Consider the following 19,250-nt stretch of genomic DNA (forward strand, 5'->3'; position numbering starts at 1 on the left):
TGTTCGCCGTCAGCTGTCAGTCGTCAGCTGTCAGCCGCTCTGGTCGCTCGGCCCCCCGCCCCTCCGGCCCCCGCCGTCGCGATCCGCGCCAGCGTCCCCAGGGCCCGTGCCAGCACCGGCAGGGTCGGGGAGGCGAGCCCGACCCGGACCGCGGCCGGTGACCGGCGCGGGTCCACGGCGAACGCCGCCGCGGGTGTGATCGAGATCCCGGCCCGCGCGGCCGCCGCCACGAAGGCCTCCGCCCGCCAGGCCCCCGGCAGCTCCCACCACAGGTAGTACGAGCACGGGTCGGCCCGCACCCGCTGCCCCGCCAGCACCTCGCGCGCCAGCGCCTGCCGGTCCGCCGCGTCGGCCCGCTTGGCGGCCTCGGTCGCGGCCAGGGTGCCGTCCCCGATCCAGCGCACCGCCGCCTCCAGCGCGAACCCGTTCGGCGTCCACCCGCCCGACCGCAGCGCGCCCGCCACCTGCTCGCGCAGCGCGCCGGGGGTGAGTGCGAACCCGCTGGTCAGTCCCGGCACGAGCCGCTTGGACAGGCTGTCCACGAGAACGGTGCGCTCCGGGGCCAACGCGGCCAGCGGCGTCAGGTCGGGCCGCAGGAACGACCAGACGGCGTCCTCGACCACCGGCAGGTCGAGCCGTCGCAGTTCCTCCGCGAGCGCCGCCAGCCGCGCGGGCGGCATGCTCGCACCGAGCGGGTTCTGCAGCCGGGGCTGCACGTACACGGCGCGCAGCGGAGCCGCGCGGTGGGCGGCCGCGACGGCCTCGGGCAGCAGCCCGTCCTCGTCCACGGCCAGCGGCACCAGGCGGACGCCCAGTCGCTGCGCCACGGCCTTGACCACCGGATAGGTGAGCGCCTCCACGCCCAGCCGCTGCCCGGGCGGCACGAGTGCGGACAGCGCCCCCGCGGCGGCCTGCCGCCCGTTGCCCGCGAACAGCAGGTCCGCGGGCTCGGCCTGCCAGGAGCCGGCGGAGAGCAGGCCGGCGAAGGCCAGCCGGGCCGCGTCCGTGCCGGCCGCGCCGACCGGGCGCAGCGCGTCGCCGAGCGCGTCCGGCCGCAGCAGCGGTGCGAGTCCGCCGGCGAGCAGTTCGGCCTGCCCGGGGGTGACGGGGTAGTTGAGTTCCAGGTCGACGGGTGCGCTGGTCGGTTCGGCGAGTGCGATGCGGCCGTCCTCCGTGCTCCGCCCGGCGCGGACGAAGGTGCCGCGCCCGACCTCGCCGACGGTCAGTCCGCGGCGGGCGAGTTCCCGGTAGACGCGTCCCGCCGTCGAGGCGGCGATGCCCCGGCTGCGGGCGAAGGCGCGTTGGGTGGGCAGCTGCTGCCCGGGCCGCAGGCGTCCGTCGGTGATGTCGGCGGCGACCCGGTCGGCGATCAGGCGGTAGTCGTCCATCGGTGTCGTCCCTCCGTGCTGTCGCCCGGTGCCGTCCCGGTGCCGTCCCGGCTCGTCCCGGTGCCGTGGGCCGGCTCCGCCGGCGCCATTGCACCGAGCGCAAAGTCATCATTGCACCGAGCCGGTGATCCGTCCTAGCCTCCCTGCATGGACGCGTTGACATCGGCCGTGGACGGCCACGCGGTACTCGGGATCGCCGCCGTGGCACTGGGCATGGTGCTGTCGCCGGGGCCGAACATGATCTACCTGGTCTCGCGCTCGATCGCGCAGGGCCGCCGCGCCGGGCTGATCTCGCTGCTCGGGGTCGCGGTCGGATTCCTGGTCTACCTCGTCGCGGTGACGGCAGGCGTGGCCGCGGTCTTCTCGGTGGTGCCCGCCCTCTACACCGGGATCAAGCTGGCGGGTGCCGGCTACCTGCTCTGGCTGGCGTGGAAGGCGGTGAAGCCGGGCGGTACGGCGGTCTTCGCCCCGCAGCAGCTGACCCCGGACCCGCCGCGGCGCCTGTTCGCGATGGGCTTCCTGACCTGCCTGCTCAACCCCAAGATCGCCATCATGTACATCTCGCTGCTGCCCCAGTTCGTGGCCCCCGAACGCGGCCGCGTCGCCCTGCAGAGCCTGGTGCTGGGCCTGACGCAGATCGCGATCGCGGTGACCGTGAACGGCCTGATCGCGATGAGCGCGGGCGGCATCGCGGCCTTCCTCAACCGCCGCCCGGCCTGGCTGCGCGTCCAGCGCTACGCGATGGGGACCGTCCTCGCCGGCCTGGCGGTGCACATCGCCGCCGACCGCGCCAAGGCCGTCGCGGCCTAGGCTCCCCGGCCGGGAGCCACAGGCCCGCGGGAGCCGTCGGGATCCGCCGGGATCCGCCCGGCGCACCTACGCCGTCCGGGCTGCCACCCGCAGCACCTCGTACCCGGCCTGGACGACGTGCGAGCCGAGCGTCGGCCCGGTGTTGGCCAGCGCCGCCACCGCGGCCGCAGTCTGCGGCGAGAACCCGACGAGCACCGTGAAGCCCCTGGTCGCCCCCGCGTGGAAGTACAGGTCGTGTCCGCCCGAGCGGCGGCGGTTCCACACCAGGCAGACCTCGTCGCCCGACCGCGGCAGCCGCAGCCGCGGCCGCCGCACCTCCCGCAGGGCGGCCCCCAGGGAGGTCCCCGCCGCGGCGTCCAGGCCGTCCAGGCCGTTCATGCCGTCCAGGCCGTCCAGGCCGTCGAGGTGGGCCCGCAGGTAGCGCAGCACATCGGCCCCGCTGGCCCGCACCGCGGCCGCTCCCGGCAGTCCGGGGGCGTGCCACGGCGGCAGTTCCCGGCCGCGCAGGTGCCCGGTCGCCCGCCCCGGCGCGTCCGGTGCGCACCCGGTGGCGCGCAGTCCGAGCGGGCCGCAGATCCGTTCCGCGAGCAGCGCCCCGTACGGGGAGCGGCCCGTCTCGGCGAGTGCCCGCCCGAGCAGCCCGACTCCGTAGTTGGAGTACCGGTAGTGCTCACCGGGCCTGCGTCGAGGGGTGGTTCGGGCCAGCGCCTTCCGCAGGTCGTCGTCCCCGAACCCCGCGTAGGGGTTGCTGCGCCAGCGGGGGAGGGCGGCCGCCAGGAGCCCGGGAGGCAGCCGGGGCAGGCCCGAGGTGTGGGTGGCCAGGTGCAGCAGCCGGACGGGTTCGGCGCAACGGCTGGGTACCGGTGGCCAGTTCGGCGGGAGCCGGTGCTCCAGCGGGTCGTCCAGGGCGAGTTCGCCGCGGGCCGCCATCTCGGCCAGCAGGAGGGCGGTGAACGTCTTGCTCACCGAGCCGAGTTCGAAGACGGTGTCCGGCGTGCAGGCAGCTGCCCGGCCGCGCCCGGTCCGCCCGTGGCAGCGCACCTCCTGCCGTTCCCCCCGCGCCACGGCCACCGTGACGGCGGTGGCGTGGGGTTCGGCCGCCCGCACCACCGCCGCCACCGCGGTGTCCAGTGCGTTCACGCGGCCGCCGCGCCGGTGCCCAGCGCCCGGGCCAGGGTGACGTCGCCGGCCAGGACCGCGACCACGGCGGTGTGCTGGTGCTCCCGGAAGGACTCGTCGCGGTCCGAGCTCACCGCCTCGTTGGCCTCGCGCGGCACCAGTCCGTCGTCGTGCTGGACGGCGGCCAGCGCGTCCCAGCCCTGTCGGCCGGTGGCCGGTTCGCCGATGCAGGCGTCGACGATGAGGAGTTCGAGGGCGAGGTCCCACTGCCCGATCTCCAGCCAGACGTCGAGCCAGACCGGGAGCCAGTCGCGGACGTGGTCGCGCATCGGCTCGGGCAGGCCGTCCGGGTGGGCGCCCCAGTCGGTGAGGTGGAAGACGGTGTGCGTGATCTGGTAGGCGATCTCCCATTCGACGGCCCAGGGCTCGGGCGTGGCGCCGAGCCAGGTGCGGGCGGCGAGCGCGTCCCAGTCCGGCTGGTGGCTGAGCCCCACCAGCCGGCGGGCGTTGGCGACGGCGAGCCGCCGGTTGGCCTGGATCTCGGTGGCGTGGGCGGCGCGCAGGCGGCTGATCGATTCGAGGAGCTCCTCGAGGGCGGGGTGGCGGTAGCCGGCCCGGGCGAAGTGGCCGTAGAGCTCCAGCGGGTCGCTCATCGTGACGTGGCGCAGCTGGCGTTCGTACAGCAGGTCGCCCTCGCGGACCTCCTCCCACGCGTAGTCGAGCAGTTCCCGGGCGGCCCGGGTGCCGGCGGGCCCGGCGACGCCGTCGCGCAGGACGACGGAGGCGACCAGGGCGATCTCGCCGAGCGGCTTGTAGGCGTCGTTGGGGGTGGCGAGGTCGACGACGGTGTTGTCGGGGATCCGGCCGAGGCCGTCGCGGTGGGCGGCGTGCAGCCAGGTCATCGCGCGGGAGCCGACCTGCTGGGCGACGGAGAGGACGTGGGTGTCGGTCATGGGGCCTGGTTCCGTTCGGCGGTCGACGGGCGGGAGCGGTCGAGCAGCAGGCGGGCGACGGCGAGTTCGAGCCCGGTGCGGGCGCTCCCGTCGCCGGCCAGGCGGATCCGGTCCAGGACGGGGTCGACGTCGAGCGGCAGCGGTCGGCCTTCGGCGGCGGCCCAGCCGAGCCAGCGGGCGAGCCGGGCGGCGGTGGTGAGGTCGCGGCGCATCATCGAGCGGACGGTGCCGCGGGCGAGGGCCAGGACCCGGGCCCGGGCGGTGTCGTGCACCGGGCCGTCGAGTCCGGGCAGGGCGAGGACGGACAGCTGCGCCATCCGCACCGACCAGGCCTGCCAGCCCAGCTCGTCGGGGCCAGGCAGCGGGGCGGGCGGTGGTACGGCCTCGCCGTAGGGGGTGCGGGCGAGCACCTGTCCGGCGGCCCAGTCCTGCCATCCGATCACCAGCGCGGCCTCTCGGGAGGGGGGTGCCGGTGCCGGGAGCGCCCGGCGGGCCTCGGCCAGCAGGGCGGCGGCGGGGCCGTCGGGTCCGGCTCCGGTGAGCAGCTGGGGGGAGAGGAGGTCGGCGCCGAGCAGTCGCACGGCGGCCAGCAGCGGGCGGGGTACGGCGGTGTCGGGGTCGACGAGCGCGGCCGCACCCCCGCCGCCCCGGAGGGCGTCGAGGGTCCGGCCCGCCACCCGCTCGACCGCCGCGGCGTAGTCGTCGCGGAGCGAGGTCTCGGCGAATGGCATCGGTGGTGTTCCTCCTTGGTGGGGCGGGCCGGCCCGTTCGCGGGGCCGGCCCGGCCTTCAGGTGGTGTGGCCGGCCCGCGTCACCGGGTCGGCTTCTCCTTCGGCGGCTTCGGCGATGCCAGGAGCAGGCCGAGCAGCAGGGCGGCACCCGCGGCCTCCGGCAGGTACGTGGGCGCGTCGGACACGACGGCCTCGTCCTCCACCATCAGGCTCGCGAGTGTCTCGGCCTCGGCGAGCGTCGCGCTGGGTGACGCCGAAGCGGTTTCCGTGCGGAACTGAGTAAGCATCAGATGTGCCTCCTCGCCTGGATTTCATCACCCGTTCGGGCGATGCCCCTGTCCGACACTACGAGCACGACCGATCGCCTGCATCCGCAGTCCGCTGAGCAGGGACGTTGCCCTGGGTGTGGGCTCGGCTGCGGGGAGTCGGTACGGTCAGGGGCATGACCACTGCCTTGATCACCGGCGCGACCGCCGGCATCGGAGCCGCTTTCGCCCGCCGACTCGCCCGCGGCGGCTACCGCCTCGTCCTGGTGGCCCGGGACACCGGGCGTCTGGAGCGGGCGAGCTCCGACCTGCACGCCGAGTACGGCGTCGAGGTGGAGGTGCTGACCGCCGACCTCGCGACGGACGAGGGCATCGCCGCCGTCGAGGCCCGGCTGGGCGACGCCGGGCGCCCGGTGGACCTGCTGATCAACAACGCCGGGTTCGGCAACAAGGGCGCCTTCGGGGCCGTTCCGCTGCAGGCGGAGCTGGACATGGTGAAGGTCCACGTCGAGGCGGTGCTGCGGCTGACCACGGCAGCCCTGCCGGGGATGCGCGAGCGCGGTCGGGGTGCGGTCGTCAACGTCGCCTCGGTGGCGGCCTTCCTGCCGCGGGGCACCTACGGGGCGAGCAAGGCGTGGGTGGTGAGCTTCACCCAGGGCGTGCTGCGCGACCTCGGCGGCACGGGCGTGCGGATGATGGCGCTGTGCCCGGGCTTCACCCGGACCGAGTTCCACGAGCGGGCGGGCATGGGCACCGGCAACATCCCGGCCTGGTCCTGGCTCTCGGCGGAGCGGGTGGTCGACGAGGCGATGCGCGACCTGGCGCGCGGCAGGTCGTTGTCGGTGCCGGGCCGTCGTTACAAGGTGGCGGTCGCCGTCGCGCGGATGCTGCCCCCGGGCAAGCTCGGCGGCGTGTCCTCGAAGGCGGCGCGCACCTACCGGACGGACTGAGGCGCCGGCCGACCGGGCGGGCGGATCGTGACGCCGGGCGGTCGGTCGGCCGACCGCCCGGTCGGGTCGGTCGGCGGCCCGGTCGGGGTCGGCGGTCGGCAGCCGGGCGCCGCGGCCGCGCGGGAATAGAGTAACTCTCACTATTAGCTTGTCTAACTATGAGCTATTCTCGCTATGCTGGCGGCCGCCCGACCGCCGACCCCGGCACACCCTGGGAGGCCCGCCCTTGAGGCCCGACGCCACCGACTGGACCGCCCCCGAACGCGCCGAGGGTGCCCCCCGCCCGCCGGCCCAGTGGCGGCGCATCCTCGCGCTGTTCCGCCCGTACGCGGGGCGACTGGCCGTCGTCGGGCTGCTGGTCGCCGCCTCCGCCGTCGTCTCGGTCGTCTCGCCGTTCCTGCTGAGGGCCGTGCTGGACACCGCCATCCCGCAGGGCCGCACCGGACTGCTCAGCCTGCTGGTGCTCGGCATGATCGCCGCGGCCGTGGTGAACAGCGTCTTCAGCGTGCTGCAGACGCTGATCTCCACCACCGTCGGCCAGCGCGTCATGCACGACCTGCGCACCGCCGTCTACGGCCACCTGCAGCGGCAGTCGCTCGCCTTCTTCACCCGCACCCGCACCGGTGAGGTGCAGTCCCGGATCGCCAACGACATCGGCGGCATGCAGTCCACGGTGACGTCCACCGCGACCAGCCTGGTCTCCAACTTCACCGCGGTGATCGCCTCGGTGGTCGCCATGGTCGCGCTCGACTGGCGCCTGACCGTCGTCTCGCTGGTGCTGCTGCCGCTGTTCGTCTGGATCAGCCGCCGGGTCGGCAACGAGCGCAAGCGGATCACCACCGAACGGCAGAAGCAGCTGGCCGCGATGAGTTCGGCCGTCCAGGAGTCGCTCTCCGTCAGCGGCATCCTGCTCGGCCGCACGATGGGCCGCTCCGACTCGCTCGCCCGCGAGTTCACCGGCCAGTCCGACCAGCTCGCCGACCTGGAGGTGCGGGCCAGCATGGCCGGCCGCTGGCGGATGAACACCATCCAGATCGTGATGGCCGCGATGCCCGCGCTGATCTACTGGGCTGCCGGGCTGTCCGCCGCCGACGGCGCCCCGATCGTCTCGGTCGGCACCCTGGTCGCCTTCGTGACCCTCCAGCAGGGCCTGTTCCGCCCGACCGTCAGCCTGCTCTCCACGGGCGTGCAGGTGCAGACCTCGCTCGCGCTCTTCCAGCGCATCTTCGAGTACCTGGACCTGCCGGTGGAGATCGCCGAGCCGGCCGGGGCGGTCGGCCTGGCCGAGGTCCGCGGCGAGGTCCGCTTCGAGGGCGTGGACTTCCGCTACGACCCGGACCAGGAGCGGCCCACGCTGTCCGGCGTCGACCTGGTCGTCCCGGCCGGGAGCTCGCTGGCCGTGGTCGGCGAGACGGGCTCCGGCAAGACCACGCTCAGCTACCTGGTGCCGAGGCTGTACGACGTCACGGGCGGCCGGGTCGCCATCGACGGCGTGGACGTGCGCGAGCTGTCCTTCGACACCCTGGCCCGCGCGGTCGGCGTGGTCTCCCAGGAGACCTACCTCTTCCACGCCTCGGTCGCCGAGAACCTGCGCTTCGCCAAGCCGGACGCCACCGACGCCGAACTCGTCGAGGCCGCCCGGGCCGCGCAGGTCCACGAGACCGTCGCCGCCCTGCCGGACGGCTACGACACCCTGGTCGGCGAGCGCGGCTACCGCTTCTCCGGTGGCGAGAAGCAACGCCTCGCGCTGGCCCGGACGATCCTGCGCAACCCGCCGGTGCTCATCCTCGACGAGGCCACCAGCGCCCTGGACAACCGCACCGAGCGCGCCGTCCAGCAGGCCGTGGACACCCTGGCCGCGGGCCGCACCACGATCACCATCGCGCACCGGCTCTCCACCGTGCGCACCGCCGACCAGATCGCCGTCCTGGACCACGGCGAGGTCGTCGAACTCGGCACCCACGACGAGCTGGTCGAGCTGGACGGGCGCTACGCGGCACTGCTGCGCAGGGAGGCGCCGGAGCCGGTCGCGCCCGTCCGGGAGCCGGGTCTCGCGGACGCGGGGCCGGCCCTCCTGGACCAGGAGCCGGCCGTCCTGGTCCGGTGAGCCGGGCACCCGGGCACCCGGGCACCCGGGCACCCGGGCACCCGGGCACCCGGGCACCCGGGCGGCGGGTCGCGCGGGAGCGACCGGCCGGCCCGGGCCGCCGGACGGGCCTACGCGGCCTTCGGCACCTCGTTGTAGTTCTCCGCGACCTCCTGGCCGGAGAGCCGCTGGATCGCCGCCATCACCTCGTCGGTCACCTGTCGACGGGCCTTCAGCGAGCGGGCCTGCCCGTGCAGCTCGTCGAAGTGCAGCGGCTCGCCGAAACGGACCGTCACCTTCCTGAGCCGCGGCAGCCGCTTGCCGACCGGCAGGATGTGCTCCGGCCCCTCCAGCGCCACCGGCACCACGGGGACACCGGCGGTGAGGGCCAGCCAGGCGACGCCCGTCTTGCCCCGGTAGAGCCGCCCGTCGAGCGAGCGGGTGCCCTCCGGGTAGATGCCGAAGGCCTTGCCGTCCTCGAGGATCTCCAGCGCGGACTCCAGCGAGGCCTGGGCGGAGCGGTAGGTGCCGCGCTCCACCGGCACCGCGCCGATCGACTCGAAGAAGCCCTTGGAGAGCCGGCCCTTGAGCCCCGTCCCGGTGAAGTACTCGGCCTTGGCGAGGAAGTGGACCCGGCGCGGGGCGGTCAGCGGGATCACCACGCTGTCGATGAAGGACAGGTGGTTGCTGGCCAGGATGACCCCGCCCTTGCGCGGCACGTTCTCGATGCCCTCGATGGACGGGCGCCAGATGCCGCGCGAGACGGGTTTCAGCAGCAGCCTGGTGACGAGGTCGAGCATGGTCCCTCCCTGGACGAACGAACGCCCGGGAGGTGCCCGGGCCTGCAATCAGATCCGCAGACTACGACACCCACCCCCGCGCCCGTCCACTCCCGCCGACCGTGGCGCACACCACGGCCGGGTAGGGTACCGCCGTCCGCACCGAGCACAACCCGCAGTACCAGGAGGGCACGATGGAGACCACTGAGGCGATCAAGGCCATGTTCGACCGTTTCGACAAGGACGGCGACGGCAGGATCACCCCGGCCGAGTACGCGCTGGCCGCCAACGAGATGGGCGACCACGACGTCACCATCTCGATGGCCGAGGCGCTGATCAACACGATGGACACCGACCACGACGGTGTGCTGACCTTCGACGAGTTCCTGGCCGCCCGCCGGCGCTGAGCCCGCGCCGACGGGGCCGGTCGCCGTACGGCGGCACCGGCCCCGTCCGCAGCCGCTCCCTATCCGCACCCGCACCGCTGGGATCCGCCGGGCCGGGACGTTCGCCGCCGGGCCGGGACGTCGCCCGTGCGTCAGGACCCGGCTCCCGGGTCAGGAGCCGGTTCCCGCGTCAGGGCCCCGGTTCCCGCGTCAGGACGGCACCGGGAAGACCCGGCGCACCACCCGCTCCGAGGCCCCGCCGTCGTCCCACGGGCAGAACCGGGCCCGGAACCGCGCCCGCGCGGCCGGCTCCGGATCGCCGGCCAGCAGCGCCTCCACCAGCCCCTCCGGATCCACCGTGACGGCCCCCGGCGGTTCGGCGAACAGGTCGAAGTAGACGCCGCGCACCCGCTGGTACTCCTCCCAGTCGGGCGCGAAGACCACGACCGGACGGTCCAGCACCGCGTAGTCGAACATCATCGACGAGTAGTCCGTCACCAGCACGTCCGCCGCGAGGTAGAGGTCCTCCACCGTGGGGTGCGCCGAGACGTCCACGATCTCGGCCGAGCCCTCGTCCGCCGCGAGGTCCCCCGGCCCGCCGGTGTGGAAGTAGTGGGTGCGCACCAGCAGCGTGTAGTGCGGGCCCAGCCGCCGGGCCAGTTCCCGCACGTCCAACAGCGGGACGTACCCGCCCTGGTCGCCGCGGTGGGTCGGGGCGTACAGCACGGCGGTGCCGCCGGGCCGCAGCCCGAACCGCTCGCGCATGGCGCGCACCTCGTCCCGGGTGGCGTTGGCCAGCCGGTCGTTGCGCGGGTACCCGGTGTCCAGCATCTCGTACCGGCCGGGGAAGGCGCGGGCGAAGTGCTCGCTGGTGTGCGGGTTGGAGGAGACCAGGAAGTCCCAGCGGTCGATCGCCTCCCGGAGCCGGTCGAAGTCCATCCCGCCGGCCGCCTCGGGGCGGTCCCGCAGGTCCATGCCCATGGCCTTGAGCGGGGTGCCGTGCTGGGTCTGGACGTGCACCGTGCCCGGCCGCTTCGCCATCGTGCGCGGGAAGTTGACGTTGTTCACGAAGTACTTGGCGGTCGCCATCACCTTGAGGTAGGCGGGTGTGTTGACGATCACGTACGGCACCCCGGGCGGCATGGTGGCGGCCTGCTTGCGGTTCTCCACCACCCACACGCCCCGGACCTGCGGCGCCAGCTCCCTGGCCTTCTCGTAGATCGCCGCCGGGCTGCACGCGTAGCCGCGGTGCCAGTAGGCCGCGTAGACGGCCAGGTTCTCGTCCAGCGGCAGCCGGCGGAAGGCGTTGTACGCGGTGAACCGGGCGCTGCTGCGCACGCCCTTCTTCACCGCCGGGGCCACCGCGCGCGCCCCGCGCTTGAGTTCGCGCGGCAGGCGGCCGGTGCGGCGCAGCTCGGCGTACGCGATCCGGGCACCGCGGGCGGCCAGCCGGTACTGCACGCCGCGCACGCCGCCCGGGAACTGGTAGCCGTCGGGGCGGTGGCGGGCGAAGTGCTGGGTGATCCGGCGGAAGAACTCCTTGCGCCGGTCGAGGGGGACGAGCCCGGGGGTGTCGTAGACGTTCAGGGCCTGCCGGACGGTCCGGTCGAAGACCAGGGTGCGCAGCGAGGCCGGGACGGGCTCCCCGGGGCGGTCCGGGCGGTCCAGGAAGGCGAAGATCGCCTCGTACTGGGCGAAGACGTCGGCGTGCCGGGGGGAGGCGGTCGCGGTGATCGCGCCCTCCCGGCCGCGCCGGTAGACGTAGCAGGGCCGGTCCAGGTAGCGCAGCCGCCCGGCCGCCAGCAGTGCGGGGTAGGTGACCGAGATGTCCTCGTAGTAGCCGCGGCCGAAGGAGACGCCGAGGCCCTCCAGGTAGGCGCGGCGGAACACCTTGTTCCAGACCGACATCACGGTGTTGAACAGCGCCGGGTGCTCGGCCAGGGTGCAGCCGTCGACCAGTGGGGAGCCCAGCAGCACGTGGCGCCACGGGTTGGGCTCGGTCCCGCCGTCGGGGTACACGTGGGTGAAGTCGGTGATCAGGACGTCGGCGGGGGTCTCGCGGCGCTGCTCCTGGCGCAGCTCGTCCAGGACGACGCTGACGGTGCGCTCGGGCAGCCGGTCGTCGCTGTCCACGAACCAGACGTACTCGCCGCGCACGTGCGGCAGCGCGGCGGTGCGGGCGCCGCCGAGGCCCTGGTTCTCGGTGAGGTGCAGGACCCGCAGCCGGGGGTCGCGGGCGGCGTACTCGTCCAGGATCGCGCCGCAGCCGTCGGGGGAGCGGTCGTCGACCGCGATCACCTCGAAGCGGGACTCCGCGGCGGGGGTGTCGCCGAGGATCGAGTCGAGGCAGTGCGGGAGGAACCGCTCCACGCCGTGGACCGGGAGCACGATGCTGAGGAGGAGGGACACGCTGGCCGAGTCTACCGACCGGCGCGGCGCGACCTGCGGGGACGTCCGGTCGGCCGGATCGGGGCGGGTGGACGGGCCCCTGGCCCCGGAGCCGCCGGTGCCGGGCCCCTGGCGGGGCGGCACCGGCAGCCTGGTGGCGGCCCGGCCGACCCTCTACGGCCGGCCGCCGGTCCGGGCACCTGGCGAGCCTGGCCGCCGCAGCGTCGAGGCGGCCGGGCAGTGGCTCGCAGGAGCCGGAGTTCTTCATCACTCGAACACGCGATCGGTGCGGTGCGGGCACCTGCGTGTTCTCAGAGATATTGCTTGGAGGAATCCCGGGAGTCAATCCCTCGAATGTGTTCACTTCATGAAGTCAGGGGGATCTGTCGACCGGTCTCCATGTCGACCTCCGGGGGGTTGTCCCCTTTATATGTGCCGCGCGTCGTTCCCCGCCATCGCCCCCGCCGTCCTCCCTCTCGCCGCCCCGCCGTCCTCCCCCTCGGTCGTTCCCTCGGTCGTTCCCTCGTCGGCGACGACCGGGTGCGCCCGGCGCACTCGGCGCACTCGGCCGGACCGGGCGCCGGGCCAGTGCCTCCGGACACCGGTGACGAACGGCTGGTCGTGCACCATCATTGATGCCTAGTCGTGACCGGCCGGGTAGCCCCTGGTGCATCGTCAGTTGACGCCGCACGGTACGGTGGCACAACACCAGGGACGGTTGCGCGAAGGCCGTCCATCGCGGATAGTCTTCGCCTCTGGCCCTGGCGCCTCGTAGGGGTGGGAAGAACTGATGGAACACATGCAAGTGCGGACTCGGCCCCGTGTGCCGGCGATCCAGTGCGGTGTCGGCACGACCGGCCGCCGGATCGAGCGACACCTGGCCGTGCTCGGCGCGCCCGCGCTCCCGGCGGTGGACACCGCCGAGGCGCTCGGGCTGATAAGGGAGCTGACCCCGCGCGGCGCGGACGCTCCGGCGACCCGGCGCCGCCACGTGCGGGTCTCGCTGCTGTCGCCGCTGCGGCGGCTGCGCCGCAGCCTCTTCGGCGGACGCGGCTAGGGCCTCCGGGCCCTGGCCCGGGAATCCCGGCCGGGGGGCCTCGGCCCGCCGCGCACACCGGGATCCCGACCCGACGGACCACCAGGACCGTCGGGTCTTCGGCGTACCCGGGGAGTGCGCGGGGCCGGCCGCGGACCGGCGCGGGCCACGGCCCGGGCACCGCCCCCCGAGCGCCCCGTCTGGTCTGAACCTCTCACCCTACGCCCGCGTGCCGGCCCGGCGAGCGGAGTCGGCGAGGTACTGCGCGGGCACGGGCCCGGTGGGTGAGGATGGCGCCATGGCGGACAACACCCACTCCACCCCCACCAGCCCCTTCCAGACCACCACCTTCGAGATCACCACCGGCAGCCGCGAGGTCGCGCTCGACATCACCGACCGCTGCACCGGGTTCCTCACCGAGCGGGCCGCCGGCCGCGACGGCCTGCTCAACGTCTTCGTCCCGCACGCCACCGCGGGGATCGCCGTCCTCGAGACGGGCTCCGGCAGCGACGAGGACTTCCTCGCCGTCCTGCGCGAGCTGCTCCCCGCCGACGACCGCTGGCGCCACCGCCACGGCAGCCCCGGACACGGACGGGACCACGTCGTCCCCGGCCTGGTCGCCCCGCACGCCACGCTGCCGGTGATCGGGGGCCAACTGGCGCTCGGCATCTGGCAGTCCGTGGTGCTGATCGACACCAACGGGGACAACCCGCGCCGAACCGTCCGGCTCTCCTTCCTCGGCTGAGCGGCCGACCGGACCGGACCTGGCCGGACCTGGCCAGGTCCGGCACGGCACGGCGCGGCACCGGGCCGGGCCGTGCCGCGCCGTGCCTGGGCGGGGCGGTGGGCGAACGCTCCGGTCGGCGCGAGCGCGTCTTGCCGGCCCACGTCCGCGGCCCACGTCCCCCGGCTCGGGCCCGTCGGCCGGGGCTCGCCGCTCCGCGTGCGGTCAGCGGTGCACGGCGGGGTCCGCGACCGCGGCGGCCACCGCGGCGAGGTAGCGCTCGATCGCCAGGTACTGGCAGAGCTGCGCCACCGGTCGCCCCAGCCGCGCGTACCAGGCGCTCAGCCGGGAGAACGCGGCCACCTCGAACCACACCGCTCCGTCGGCGTCCATCGACACCAGGAACGCCTCCTCGCCGCACTCCGGGTGCCCGGGCAGCGTGCCGTAGGCGAAGCCGATCCGGTCCGGCCGGTCCACCGTCCACACCACCCGGCAGGGGATGACCAGCCGCGGCCACCGCCCGCCCGGCAGGCTCAGCCGCAACAGGACCGTCGCCCCCTCCTCGGCCGGCGCGTGCGGGTACACGGCGAACCCGGTGCCCAGCTGGCTGCCCCAGCCGAGCACGTACCGCCCGGCCCGGGCCAGCACCTGCGGCCCGTGGCCGAGGTGCACCCGGCGCCGCAGGTGCGCGTAGCCGGCCGGCAGGGGGCCGCCCCGGGTGGCGCCCACCTCGGGGTAGGAGGGGGCGGCGGCGCGGGCCGCGAGCAGGCGGTCGTGGAGGTCGGCGGGCATGCGGCCCACCGTAGCCGGGGGCGGCGCGGGCCCCCTCGGCGGGCCGGGGAAGGGGCGAGGAAGGGCTGGGGAAGGGGCCGGGGCCCCGGGGCCTGCGCGGCTCCCGCCTTGCGGCGGGCACCGCCCGCGCAGTAGGAAGGCGGCATGAGCGACGGCACGAGGGACGAGGACACGACGGTCTGCGGGCTCGCCCCGGAGACCGGGGCCGGGGCCGCGCTGGCGCCCGCCCCGGCGCAGGCCGGGCCGCGGGCCGACTGCGTCCTGTGCGGGGAGCCGACCGAACTGCCCGCCGACCACCCGGGCAGCACCCTCTGCCCGGTCTGCGCCTGGCAGCAGGCGCAGCGCATCGCCTGCTCGGGCTGACGCCCGGCGGGCTCAGGCGTCCTCCCTCCCGGCCAGGGCCAGGGTGGAGCCGTGCCGCCCCTTGCGCACCAGCAGCTGCGCCGGGATCCGGCTGCGCAGGTCGGCGACGTGGCTGACGATGCCGACCGCGCGGTCCCGCTCGCGCAGGCCGTCGAGGACGTCCATCACCTCCTCCAGGGACTGCTCGTCGAGCGTGCCGAAGCCCTCGTCGATGAACAGGGTGTCCAGCGGCATGCCGCCGGCCTCGTCGGTGACCACGTCGGCCAGGCCGAGGGCGAGCGCGAGGGAGGCGAAGAAGCCCTCGCCCCCGGAGAGCGTCGCGGTGTCGCGCTCGGTGCCCGTCCAGGCGTCCACCACCCGCAGGGCCAGGCCCGAGCGCTTGTTGCCACTGCCCCGGTCGTCGCTGTGCACCAGGGTGTACCGGCCGCCGGACATCCGCACCAGGCGGTCGCTCGCCGCCGCCGCGACCTGCTCCAGCCGGGCCGCCAGCACGTACGACTCCAGGCGCATCCGCAGCCGGTTCTCGGTGGAGGTGCCGGCGGCCAGGGCGGCCAGCCGGTTGATCCGCCCGTACCGCTCCAGCGCCGGCGCCAACCCGGCGGCCAGCTCGCCCAGCTGCCGGCCGATCGCGGCCAGTGCCGCGCAGCGCTCACCGGCCGCCGCCCGGGCGGCGTGCGCCCGGCCCAGCCGGTCGGTGGCGGCAGCGAGCGCGGCCGCCGCGGCCGGCAGGTCCACCGGCGGGCGGGCCGCGGCCTCGGCCAGTTCCGGCAGCGCCAGCTCGCGCCGCACGGCGGCCGACTCCGCGCGGTGCCGCTCGACCCGCGCCTCCAACCGCTCGCGCTCCGGGCGGGGCAGCAGCACCGCCAGGGCCTCCCCGGCGTTCGGGAAGCCGGCCGCGGCGGCGGCCCTGGTCAGCTCCTCCTCCGCGTCGTGCAGCCGGGCCAGGGCCCGGTCACGGGCGGCGGCGGCCCCGGCCACCGCGGCGACCAGCTCGACCAGCCGCTCCAGTTCCGCCGCCCGGTCGGCGACCGAGGCGGCCTCGCCGCGGGCGGCGGACACCAGCGCGGTGAGCTCCCGCCGCTCCAGGTCGAGCGCCTGGAGGCGGTCGGTGCGCACGGCGCCGCGCTCGCGGGCCTCGCGCAGCTCGGCGAGCCGGCGGGTCTGGTCCGCCGACAGCCGGGCGACCTCCTGCTCGACCCGGCCGAGCGCCTCCGCCGCGTGCAGCGCCTCGTGGTGCTCGCGGGCCAGCTCGTCGAGGGCCCGCGCCAGCGCGTCGACGGCCTCCGGCCCGGCCGCCCCGGCCGCGGTGGCCTCGCGGACCCGCAGTGCGGTGAGCGCCTGGTCGGCCGCCGTCCAGGCCTGCTCGGCGACGGCCTGGGCCCGTTGTGCCCGTTCCTCGTCGCCCGCGGCGACCAGGGCCCCGGCGGCCTCGGCCGGTGCCGGGTGCTCGGGCGATCCGCAGACCCGGCAGGCCTCGCCCGCCCGCAGCTGCTCGGCCAGCTCGGCCGCCATTCCGGTCAGACGGCGTTCGCGCAGGCTCAGGCAGTGCTCGCGGGCGTCCAGCGCGGCCGTGCGCAGCGCGCTCACCCGCGGTTCCTCGGCGGCGATCCGGGCCCGCAGCCCGTCGCGCTCCCGGGCGGCGTCCAGCCGGGCTGCCGACTCGGCGCGCCGGCCGTCCAGCTGCTCCACCCGCAGGCCCGCGGCCCGGGCCTCGGACTGCTGAGCCCGGAGGCCGTCGAGCCGCTCGTCGTACTCCGCCAGCCAGTCCTCGGCCTCCTCGGCGAGCTCCTCGGCCCGCCGGCGTTCCTCGTCCAGGAGCCGCTGCTCGCGGGCGAGTTCGGCGCAGCGCCGCTCCTGCGTCCGGGCCGTCTCCAGCCGGACCAGCTCCGCGCGCAGGCGCCGTTCGGCCTCGGCCAGGGCCGCCGCGGGAGCCTCGGCCAGGGCCGGGCCCTCCTCCGCGCCGACCTCACCGGCCTCCTCCGCGCCGACCTCACCGGCACCGCGGCCCCCGCCGGCCGGGACGCGGGCGCCCGCGTCCGGCCGGGCCAGCGCCGCGCGGTGCCGGCGCTCGTCCTCCCGGGCCCGCCCGAGGGCGTCGGCCGCGCCCTCGCGCAGCCGCAGCGCGGACTCCACCCCGACGGCCGCCTGCGCCGCCGCCAGCCGCCGGCCGTCCGCGGCCGCCTCGGCCTCCGCTGCGGCCAGCCGGTCGGCCCGCCGCAGCGCCTCCCGGTGGCGGCCCTGGCGGCCGGCCAACTCCTCGGCCTCCCCGCGATCGGCCTGGGCCGCCCGCTGCGCGGCCTCGGCACCCTCGAGCGCCGCCTCGGCGACCGCGAGCTGCTCGGCCGCTCCGCCGCGCAGCACGGCCGCCCAGCCGAGCACCCCGGCGGTCAGGTCCGCGGCGTCCTCCTCGGCGGGAACCCAGTCCGCGGCGGGCTCGGCGTCCGGGCCGGCCGCCTGCTCGGCCTTGCTGGCGAGGTCCCGCAGCCGGCGCCGACCGGCCTGGACGGCGGCCTCCTGGGCCCGGCGCTGCTCCGCGAGCCACGCCTCGACGTGTTGGAAGCGCTCGGTGTCGAAGAGCCGCCGGAGCAGCTTGCCGCGCTCCTCCGAATCGGCCTTGAGGAAGCGGGCGAAGTCGCCCTGCGGCAGCAGCACCACCTGGCAGAACTGCTCCCGGTTCATGCCGATCAGCCGGTGGATCTCCTCGCCGGCCTCCTGGTGGGACTTGCTGACCGCCCGCCAGCCGGGCGTGCCGTCGCCCGCGTCCGCGGCCCACTCCCGCAGCAGGGTCTGCGGGCGCTCGACCGTGGTGCCGGTGCCGACCTTCTTCGGGCGGCGCTGCTCGGGCAGCCGGGTGATCTGCAGCCGCCGCCCGCCGAGCGTCAGCTCCAGCCGGACCTCGGTCAGCCGGCGCGGGTCGGCGTGGTCGCTGCGCAGCCGGTTGGCGCGGCGGGTGCCGGGCACGTCCCCGTACAGGGCGAAGCAGACGGCGTCCAGCACGCTGCTCTTGCCCGCGCCCGTCGCCCCGCGCAGCAGGAACAGGCCACCGGCGGCGAGCGCGTCGAAGTCGACCGTCTCGCTGCCCGCGAACGGGCCGAAGGCGGTCACGGTGAGCCGGTGCAGTCTCATCGGGGCAGGTCCGCCTTCCGGTCGGTGTTCTCCCGGACGCTCTCGAACCCGGTGCGCAGCCAGTCCAGCTCGTCGCCGTCCGGCTCCGCGCCGGGGCGCACGTGCCGCAGGAAGCCCTCCGCGACCTCCAGGTCGGCGCGGCCGCTGACCCGGGCCGCGTAGGAGCGCGTCGGCTCCGCGTCGGCGTCCTCCGGGTCGAAGAGCAGCTGCAGGGTGTGCGGGAAGCGGCGGCGCAGCTTCTCCATCGGCTCGCTCGGGCGGGCCGCGTCGGTGAGGGTGGCCTGCACCCAGGACTGCTCGTGGGGCGCGTACGCCTCGTCGGTGAGCAGCGCGTCGAGACCGTCGCGCAGGGTGACCAGTGGGCGCGGCTGCGGGCAGTCGACCCGCTCCGCGGCGACCGACCCGTCGGCGGCGAGGTCGACCAGCCACATGGTCTTGCGCTGGTTCGCCTCGGAGAAGGAGTAGGCGAGCGGGGAGCCGCTGTACCGCAGGTGCGGGGCGAGGGTCTGACAGCCGTGCAGGTGGCCGAGCGCCGCGTAGTGCACGCCGTCGAAGACCGCGGCCGGCACCGAGGCGACCCCGCCGACCGCGATGTCCCGCTCGCTGTCGCTCGCCGTGCCGCCGGTCACGAAGGCGTGCGCGAGCACCACCGCACGGGTGCCCGCCGGGCGGGCCGCCAGATCGGCCCGGACCTCGTCCATCGCCGCGCCGAGCACCGCCGCGTGCCCGCCGCGCTCCAGCCCGAACCGCTCGCGCACCAGCGTCGGCTCCAGGTACGGCAGGCCGTAGACCGCCACCGGGCCGTGCTCGTCCGCCAGCAGCACCGGGACGGCGCACTCTCCCGGGTCGGTGCGCAGGTGCACGCCGGCCCGGCCGATCAGCCCGGCGCCGACGCCCAGCCGGCGGGCCGAGTCGTGGTTGCCGCTGATGAACACCGTCGGCACGCCCAGCCCGGCCAGCCGGTGCAGCACGTCGTCGAACAGCGCGACCGCGTCCAGCGCGGGCAGCGCCCGGTCGTACACGTCCCCGGCGACCAGCACGGCGTCCACGTGCTGCTCCCGGACCACGTCCACCAGGTGGTCCAGGAAGGCGCGCTGGGCGTCGTGCAGGCTCTCCCGGTGGAAGGAGCGGCCGAGGTGCCAGTCGGAGGTATGCAGCAGTCGCATGGTCCCCGACCCTAACGTCCGGCACCGACAATCCCGTCCGGACCAGCCGCCCCGTCCGTCCCGGCGGGCGGGTCCGGGACGGCGCCGGACCCTGCGGTGGGGCGCCCCGGCCCCGCCCCTCCGATCACTCGGGGTGGATTGTCAGTGGCTCTGTGTATGGTCCCCGGTGTCGGCGGCTCCGGGTCGG

The 19,250-nt window shown here is 75.7% G+C and carries 17 protein-coding genes; 7 read left to right on the forward strand and 10 right to left on the reverse strand.

Annotation, left to right across the window (positions count from 1 at the left end; all coding sequences use genetic code 11):
- Positions 1 to 23 precede the first annotated feature (23 nt).
- Positions 24 to 1,388, reverse strand: a complete 1,365-nt coding sequence (locus ACFYUY_RS02215) for a PLP-dependent aminotransferase family protein (RefSeq protein ID WP_387897193.1) — start codon at positions 1,386 to 1,388, stop codon at positions 24 to 26.
- Between the two features lie 147 nt (positions 1,389 to 1,535).
- Here ACFYUY_RS02215 and ACFYUY_RS02220 point away from each other — a divergent pair, with 147 nt between their 5' ends.
- Positions 1,536 to 2,198, forward strand: a complete 663-nt coding sequence (locus tag ACFYUY_RS02220) for a LysE family translocator (RefSeq protein ID WP_387897195.1) — start codon at positions 1,536 to 1,538, stop codon at positions 2,196 to 2,198.
- A 66-nt stretch (positions 2,199 to 2,264) separates the two neighbouring features.
- On the opposite strand, the gene ACFYUY_RS02225 is transcribed toward ACFYUY_RS02220, so the two are convergent.
- From ACFYUY_RS02225 to ACFYUY_RS02240, 4 genes are all read right to left on the reverse strand, one after another.
- The gene (locus tag ACFYUY_RS02225) at positions 2,265 to 3,338 is read right to left on the reverse strand and encodes a serine hydrolase domain-containing protein (protein WP_387897197.1); all 1,074 of its coding nucleotides are present in this window, start codon (positions 3,336 to 3,338) and stop codon (positions 2,265 to 2,267) included.
- Positions 3,335 to 4,270: a DUF6895 family protein gene (locus ACFYUY_RS02230; RefSeq protein WP_360219673.1), complete on the reverse strand. Its 936-nt coding sequence runs from the start codon at positions 4,268 to 4,270 to the stop codon at positions 3,335 to 3,337. Before ACFYUY_RS02230 ends, ACFYUY_RS02225 begins: the two co-directional genes overlap by 4 nt.
- Positions 4,267 to 5,001, reverse strand: coding sequence for a hypothetical protein (locus tag ACFYUY_RS02235; protein WP_387897199.1), 735 nt, complete (start codon positions 4,999 to 5,001; stop codon positions 4,267 to 4,269). The genes ACFYUY_RS02230 and ACFYUY_RS02235 overlap by 4 nt, the downstream gene beginning before the upstream one ends.
- Before the next feature lie 80 nt (positions 5,002 to 5,081).
- Complete coding sequence (locus ACFYUY_RS02240; protein ID WP_360219667.1) at positions 5,082 to 5,288, reverse strand: hypothetical protein; 207 nt, start codon at positions 5,286 to 5,288, stop codon at positions 5,082 to 5,084.
- A 155-nt stretch (positions 5,289 to 5,443) separates the two neighbouring features.
- On the opposite strand from ACFYUY_RS02240, the gene ACFYUY_RS02245 reads away from it, so the two are divergent.
- Positions 5,444 to 6,217, forward strand: coding sequence for an SDR family NAD(P)-dependent oxidoreductase (locus ACFYUY_RS02245; RefSeq protein WP_360219664.1), 774 nt, complete (start codon positions 5,444 to 5,446; stop codon positions 6,215 to 6,217).
- Between the two features lie 226 nt (positions 6,218 to 6,443).
- The gene (locus ACFYUY_RS02250; RefSeq protein ID WP_360219661.1) at positions 6,444 to 8,324 is read left to right on the forward strand and encodes an ABC transporter ATP-binding protein; all 1,881 of its coding nucleotides are present in this window, start codon (positions 6,444 to 6,446) and stop codon (positions 8,322 to 8,324) included.
- A 110-nt stretch (positions 8,325 to 8,434) separates the two neighbouring features.
- Here the strand turns inward: ACFYUY_RS02250 and ACFYUY_RS02255 are convergent, their stop codons facing one another.
- The gene (locus tag ACFYUY_RS02255) at positions 8,435 to 9,103 is read right to left on the reverse strand and encodes a lysophospholipid acyltransferase family protein (RefSeq protein WP_360219658.1); all 669 of its coding nucleotides are present in this window, start codon (positions 9,101 to 9,103) and stop codon (positions 8,435 to 8,437) included.
- A 173-nt stretch (positions 9,104 to 9,276) separates the two neighbouring features.
- Between ACFYUY_RS02255 and ACFYUY_RS02260 the strand changes: the two genes are divergently transcribed.
- Positions 9,277 to 9,489: an EF-hand domain-containing protein gene (locus ACFYUY_RS02260; RefSeq protein WP_360219655.1), complete on the forward strand. Its 213-nt coding sequence runs from the start codon at positions 9,277 to 9,279 to the stop codon at positions 9,487 to 9,489.
- Between the two features lie 189 nt (positions 9,490 to 9,678).
- Here the strand turns inward: ACFYUY_RS02260 and ACFYUY_RS02265 are convergent, their stop codons facing one another.
- Positions 9,679 to 11,877 carry a bifunctional glycosyltransferase family 2 protein/CDP-glycerol:glycerophosphate glycerophosphotransferase gene (locus ACFYUY_RS02265; protein ID WP_360219652.1) on the reverse strand — a complete coding sequence of 733 codons (2,199 nt, stop codon included), beginning with the start codon at positions 11,875 to 11,877 and terminating at the stop codon, positions 9,679 to 9,681.
- 769 nt (positions 11,878 to 12,646) lie between these two features.
- Between ACFYUY_RS02265 and ACFYUY_RS02270 the strand changes: the two genes are divergently transcribed.
- Together ACFYUY_RS02270 and ACFYUY_RS02275 are read left to right on the forward strand one after the other, a co-directional pair.
- Positions 12,647 to 12,913, forward strand: coding sequence for a hypothetical protein (locus ACFYUY_RS02270; RefSeq protein WP_360219649.1), 267 nt, complete (start codon positions 12,647 to 12,649; stop codon positions 12,911 to 12,913).
- 277 nt (positions 12,914 to 13,190) lie between these two features.
- Positions 13,191 to 13,637, forward strand: coding sequence for a YjbQ family protein (locus tag ACFYUY_RS02275; protein WP_387897202.1), 447 nt, complete (start codon positions 13,191 to 13,193; stop codon positions 13,635 to 13,637).
- Between the two features lie 204 nt (positions 13,638 to 13,841).
- On the opposite strand, the gene ACFYUY_RS02280 is transcribed toward ACFYUY_RS02275, so the two are convergent.
- Positions 13,842 to 14,408: a DUF1990 family protein gene (locus ACFYUY_RS02280; protein ID WP_387897203.1), complete on the reverse strand. Its 567-nt coding sequence runs from the start codon at positions 14,406 to 14,408 to the stop codon at positions 13,842 to 13,844.
- Positions 14,409 to 14,552: 144 nt separating this feature from the next.
- Here ACFYUY_RS02280 and ACFYUY_RS02285 point away from each other — a divergent pair, with 144 nt between their 5' ends.
- Positions 14,553 to 14,771 carry a hypothetical protein gene (locus tag ACFYUY_RS02285; protein WP_387897204.1) on the forward strand — a complete coding sequence of 73 codons (219 nt, stop codon included), beginning with the start codon at positions 14,553 to 14,555 and terminating at the stop codon, positions 14,769 to 14,771.
- A 12-nt stretch (positions 14,772 to 14,783) separates the two neighbouring features.
- On the opposite strand, the gene ACFYUY_RS02290 is transcribed toward ACFYUY_RS02285, so the two are convergent.
- Both ACFYUY_RS02290 and ACFYUY_RS02295 read right to left on the reverse strand, forming a co-directional pair.
- On the reverse strand, positions 14,784 to 17,897 hold the full coding sequence (locus ACFYUY_RS02290; RefSeq protein WP_387897205.1) for an AAA family ATPase: 3,114 nt from the start codon (positions 17,895 to 17,897) through the stop codon (positions 14,784 to 14,786).
- Positions 17,894 to 19,063 carry an exonuclease SbcCD subunit D gene (locus ACFYUY_RS02295; RefSeq protein WP_360219634.1) on the reverse strand — a complete coding sequence of 390 codons (1,170 nt, stop codon included), beginning with the start codon at positions 19,061 to 19,063 and terminating at the stop codon, positions 17,894 to 17,896. The genes ACFYUY_RS02290 and ACFYUY_RS02295 overlap by 4 nt, the downstream gene beginning before the upstream one ends.
- Positions 19,064 to 19,250 lie beyond the last annotated feature (187 nt).

The organism is Kitasatospora sp. NPDC004745 (genome assembly GCF_042873275.1).
Taxonomy (GTDB): Bacteria; Actinomycetota; Actinomycetes; order Streptomycetales; family Streptomycetaceae; genus Kitasatospora.

Excerpts from the sequence above, each read along its gene's own strand:
- ACFYUY_RS02220 (WP_387897195.1), top strand. The coding sequence starts at position 1,536 with ATGGACGCGTTGACATCGGCCGTGGACGGCCACGCGGTACTCGGGATC.
- ACFYUY_RS02290 (WP_387897205.1), bottom strand. The coding sequence starts at position 17,897 with ATGAGACTGCACCGGCTCACCGTGACCGCCTTCGGCCCGTTCGCGGGC.
- ACFYUY_RS02280 (WP_387897203.1), bottom strand. The coding sequence starts at position 14,408 with ATGCCCGCCGACCTCCACGACCGCCTGCTCGCGGCCCGCGCCGCCGCC.
- ACFYUY_RS02260 (WP_360219655.1), top strand. The coding sequence starts at position 9,277 with ATGGAGACCACTGAGGCGATCAAGGCCATGTTCGACCGTTTCGACAAG.
- ACFYUY_RS02275 (WP_387897202.1), top strand. The coding sequence starts at position 13,191 with ATGGCGGACAACACCCACTCCACCCCCACCAGCCCCTTCCAGACCACC.
- ACFYUY_RS02255 (WP_360219658.1), bottom strand. The coding sequence starts at position 9,103 with ATGCTCGACCTCGTCACCAGGCTGCTGCTGAAACCCGTCTCGCGCGGC.
- ACFYUY_RS02270 (WP_360219649.1), top strand. The coding sequence starts at position 12,647 with ATGGAACACATGCAAGTGCGGACTCGGCCCCGTGTGCCGGCGATCCAG.
- ACFYUY_RS02295 (WP_360219634.1), bottom strand. The coding sequence starts at position 19,063 with ATGCGACTGCTGCATACCTCCGACTGGCACCTCGGCCGCTCCTTCCAC.
- ACFYUY_RS02285 (WP_387897204.1), top strand. The coding sequence starts at position 14,553 with ATGAGCGACGGCACGAGGGACGAGGACACGACGGTCTGCGGGCTCGCC.
- ACFYUY_RS02215 (WP_387897193.1), bottom strand. The coding sequence starts at position 1,388 with ATGGACGACTACCGCCTGATCGCCGACCGGGTCGCCGCCGACATCACC.
- ACFYUY_RS02245 (WP_360219664.1), top strand. The coding sequence starts at position 5,444 with ATGACCACTGCCTTGATCACCGGCGCGACCGCCGGCATCGGAGCCGCT.
- ACFYUY_RS02240 (WP_360219667.1), bottom strand. The coding sequence starts at position 5,288 with ATGCTTACTCAGTTCCGCACGGAAACCGCTTCGGCGTCACCCAGCGCG.
- ACFYUY_RS02230 (WP_360219673.1), bottom strand. The coding sequence starts at position 4,270 with ATGACCGACACCCACGTCCTCTCCGTCGCCCAGCAGGTCGGCTCCCGC.
- ACFYUY_RS02235 (WP_387897199.1), bottom strand. The coding sequence starts at position 5,001 with ATGCCATTCGCCGAGACCTCGCTCCGCGACGACTACGCCGCGGCGGTC.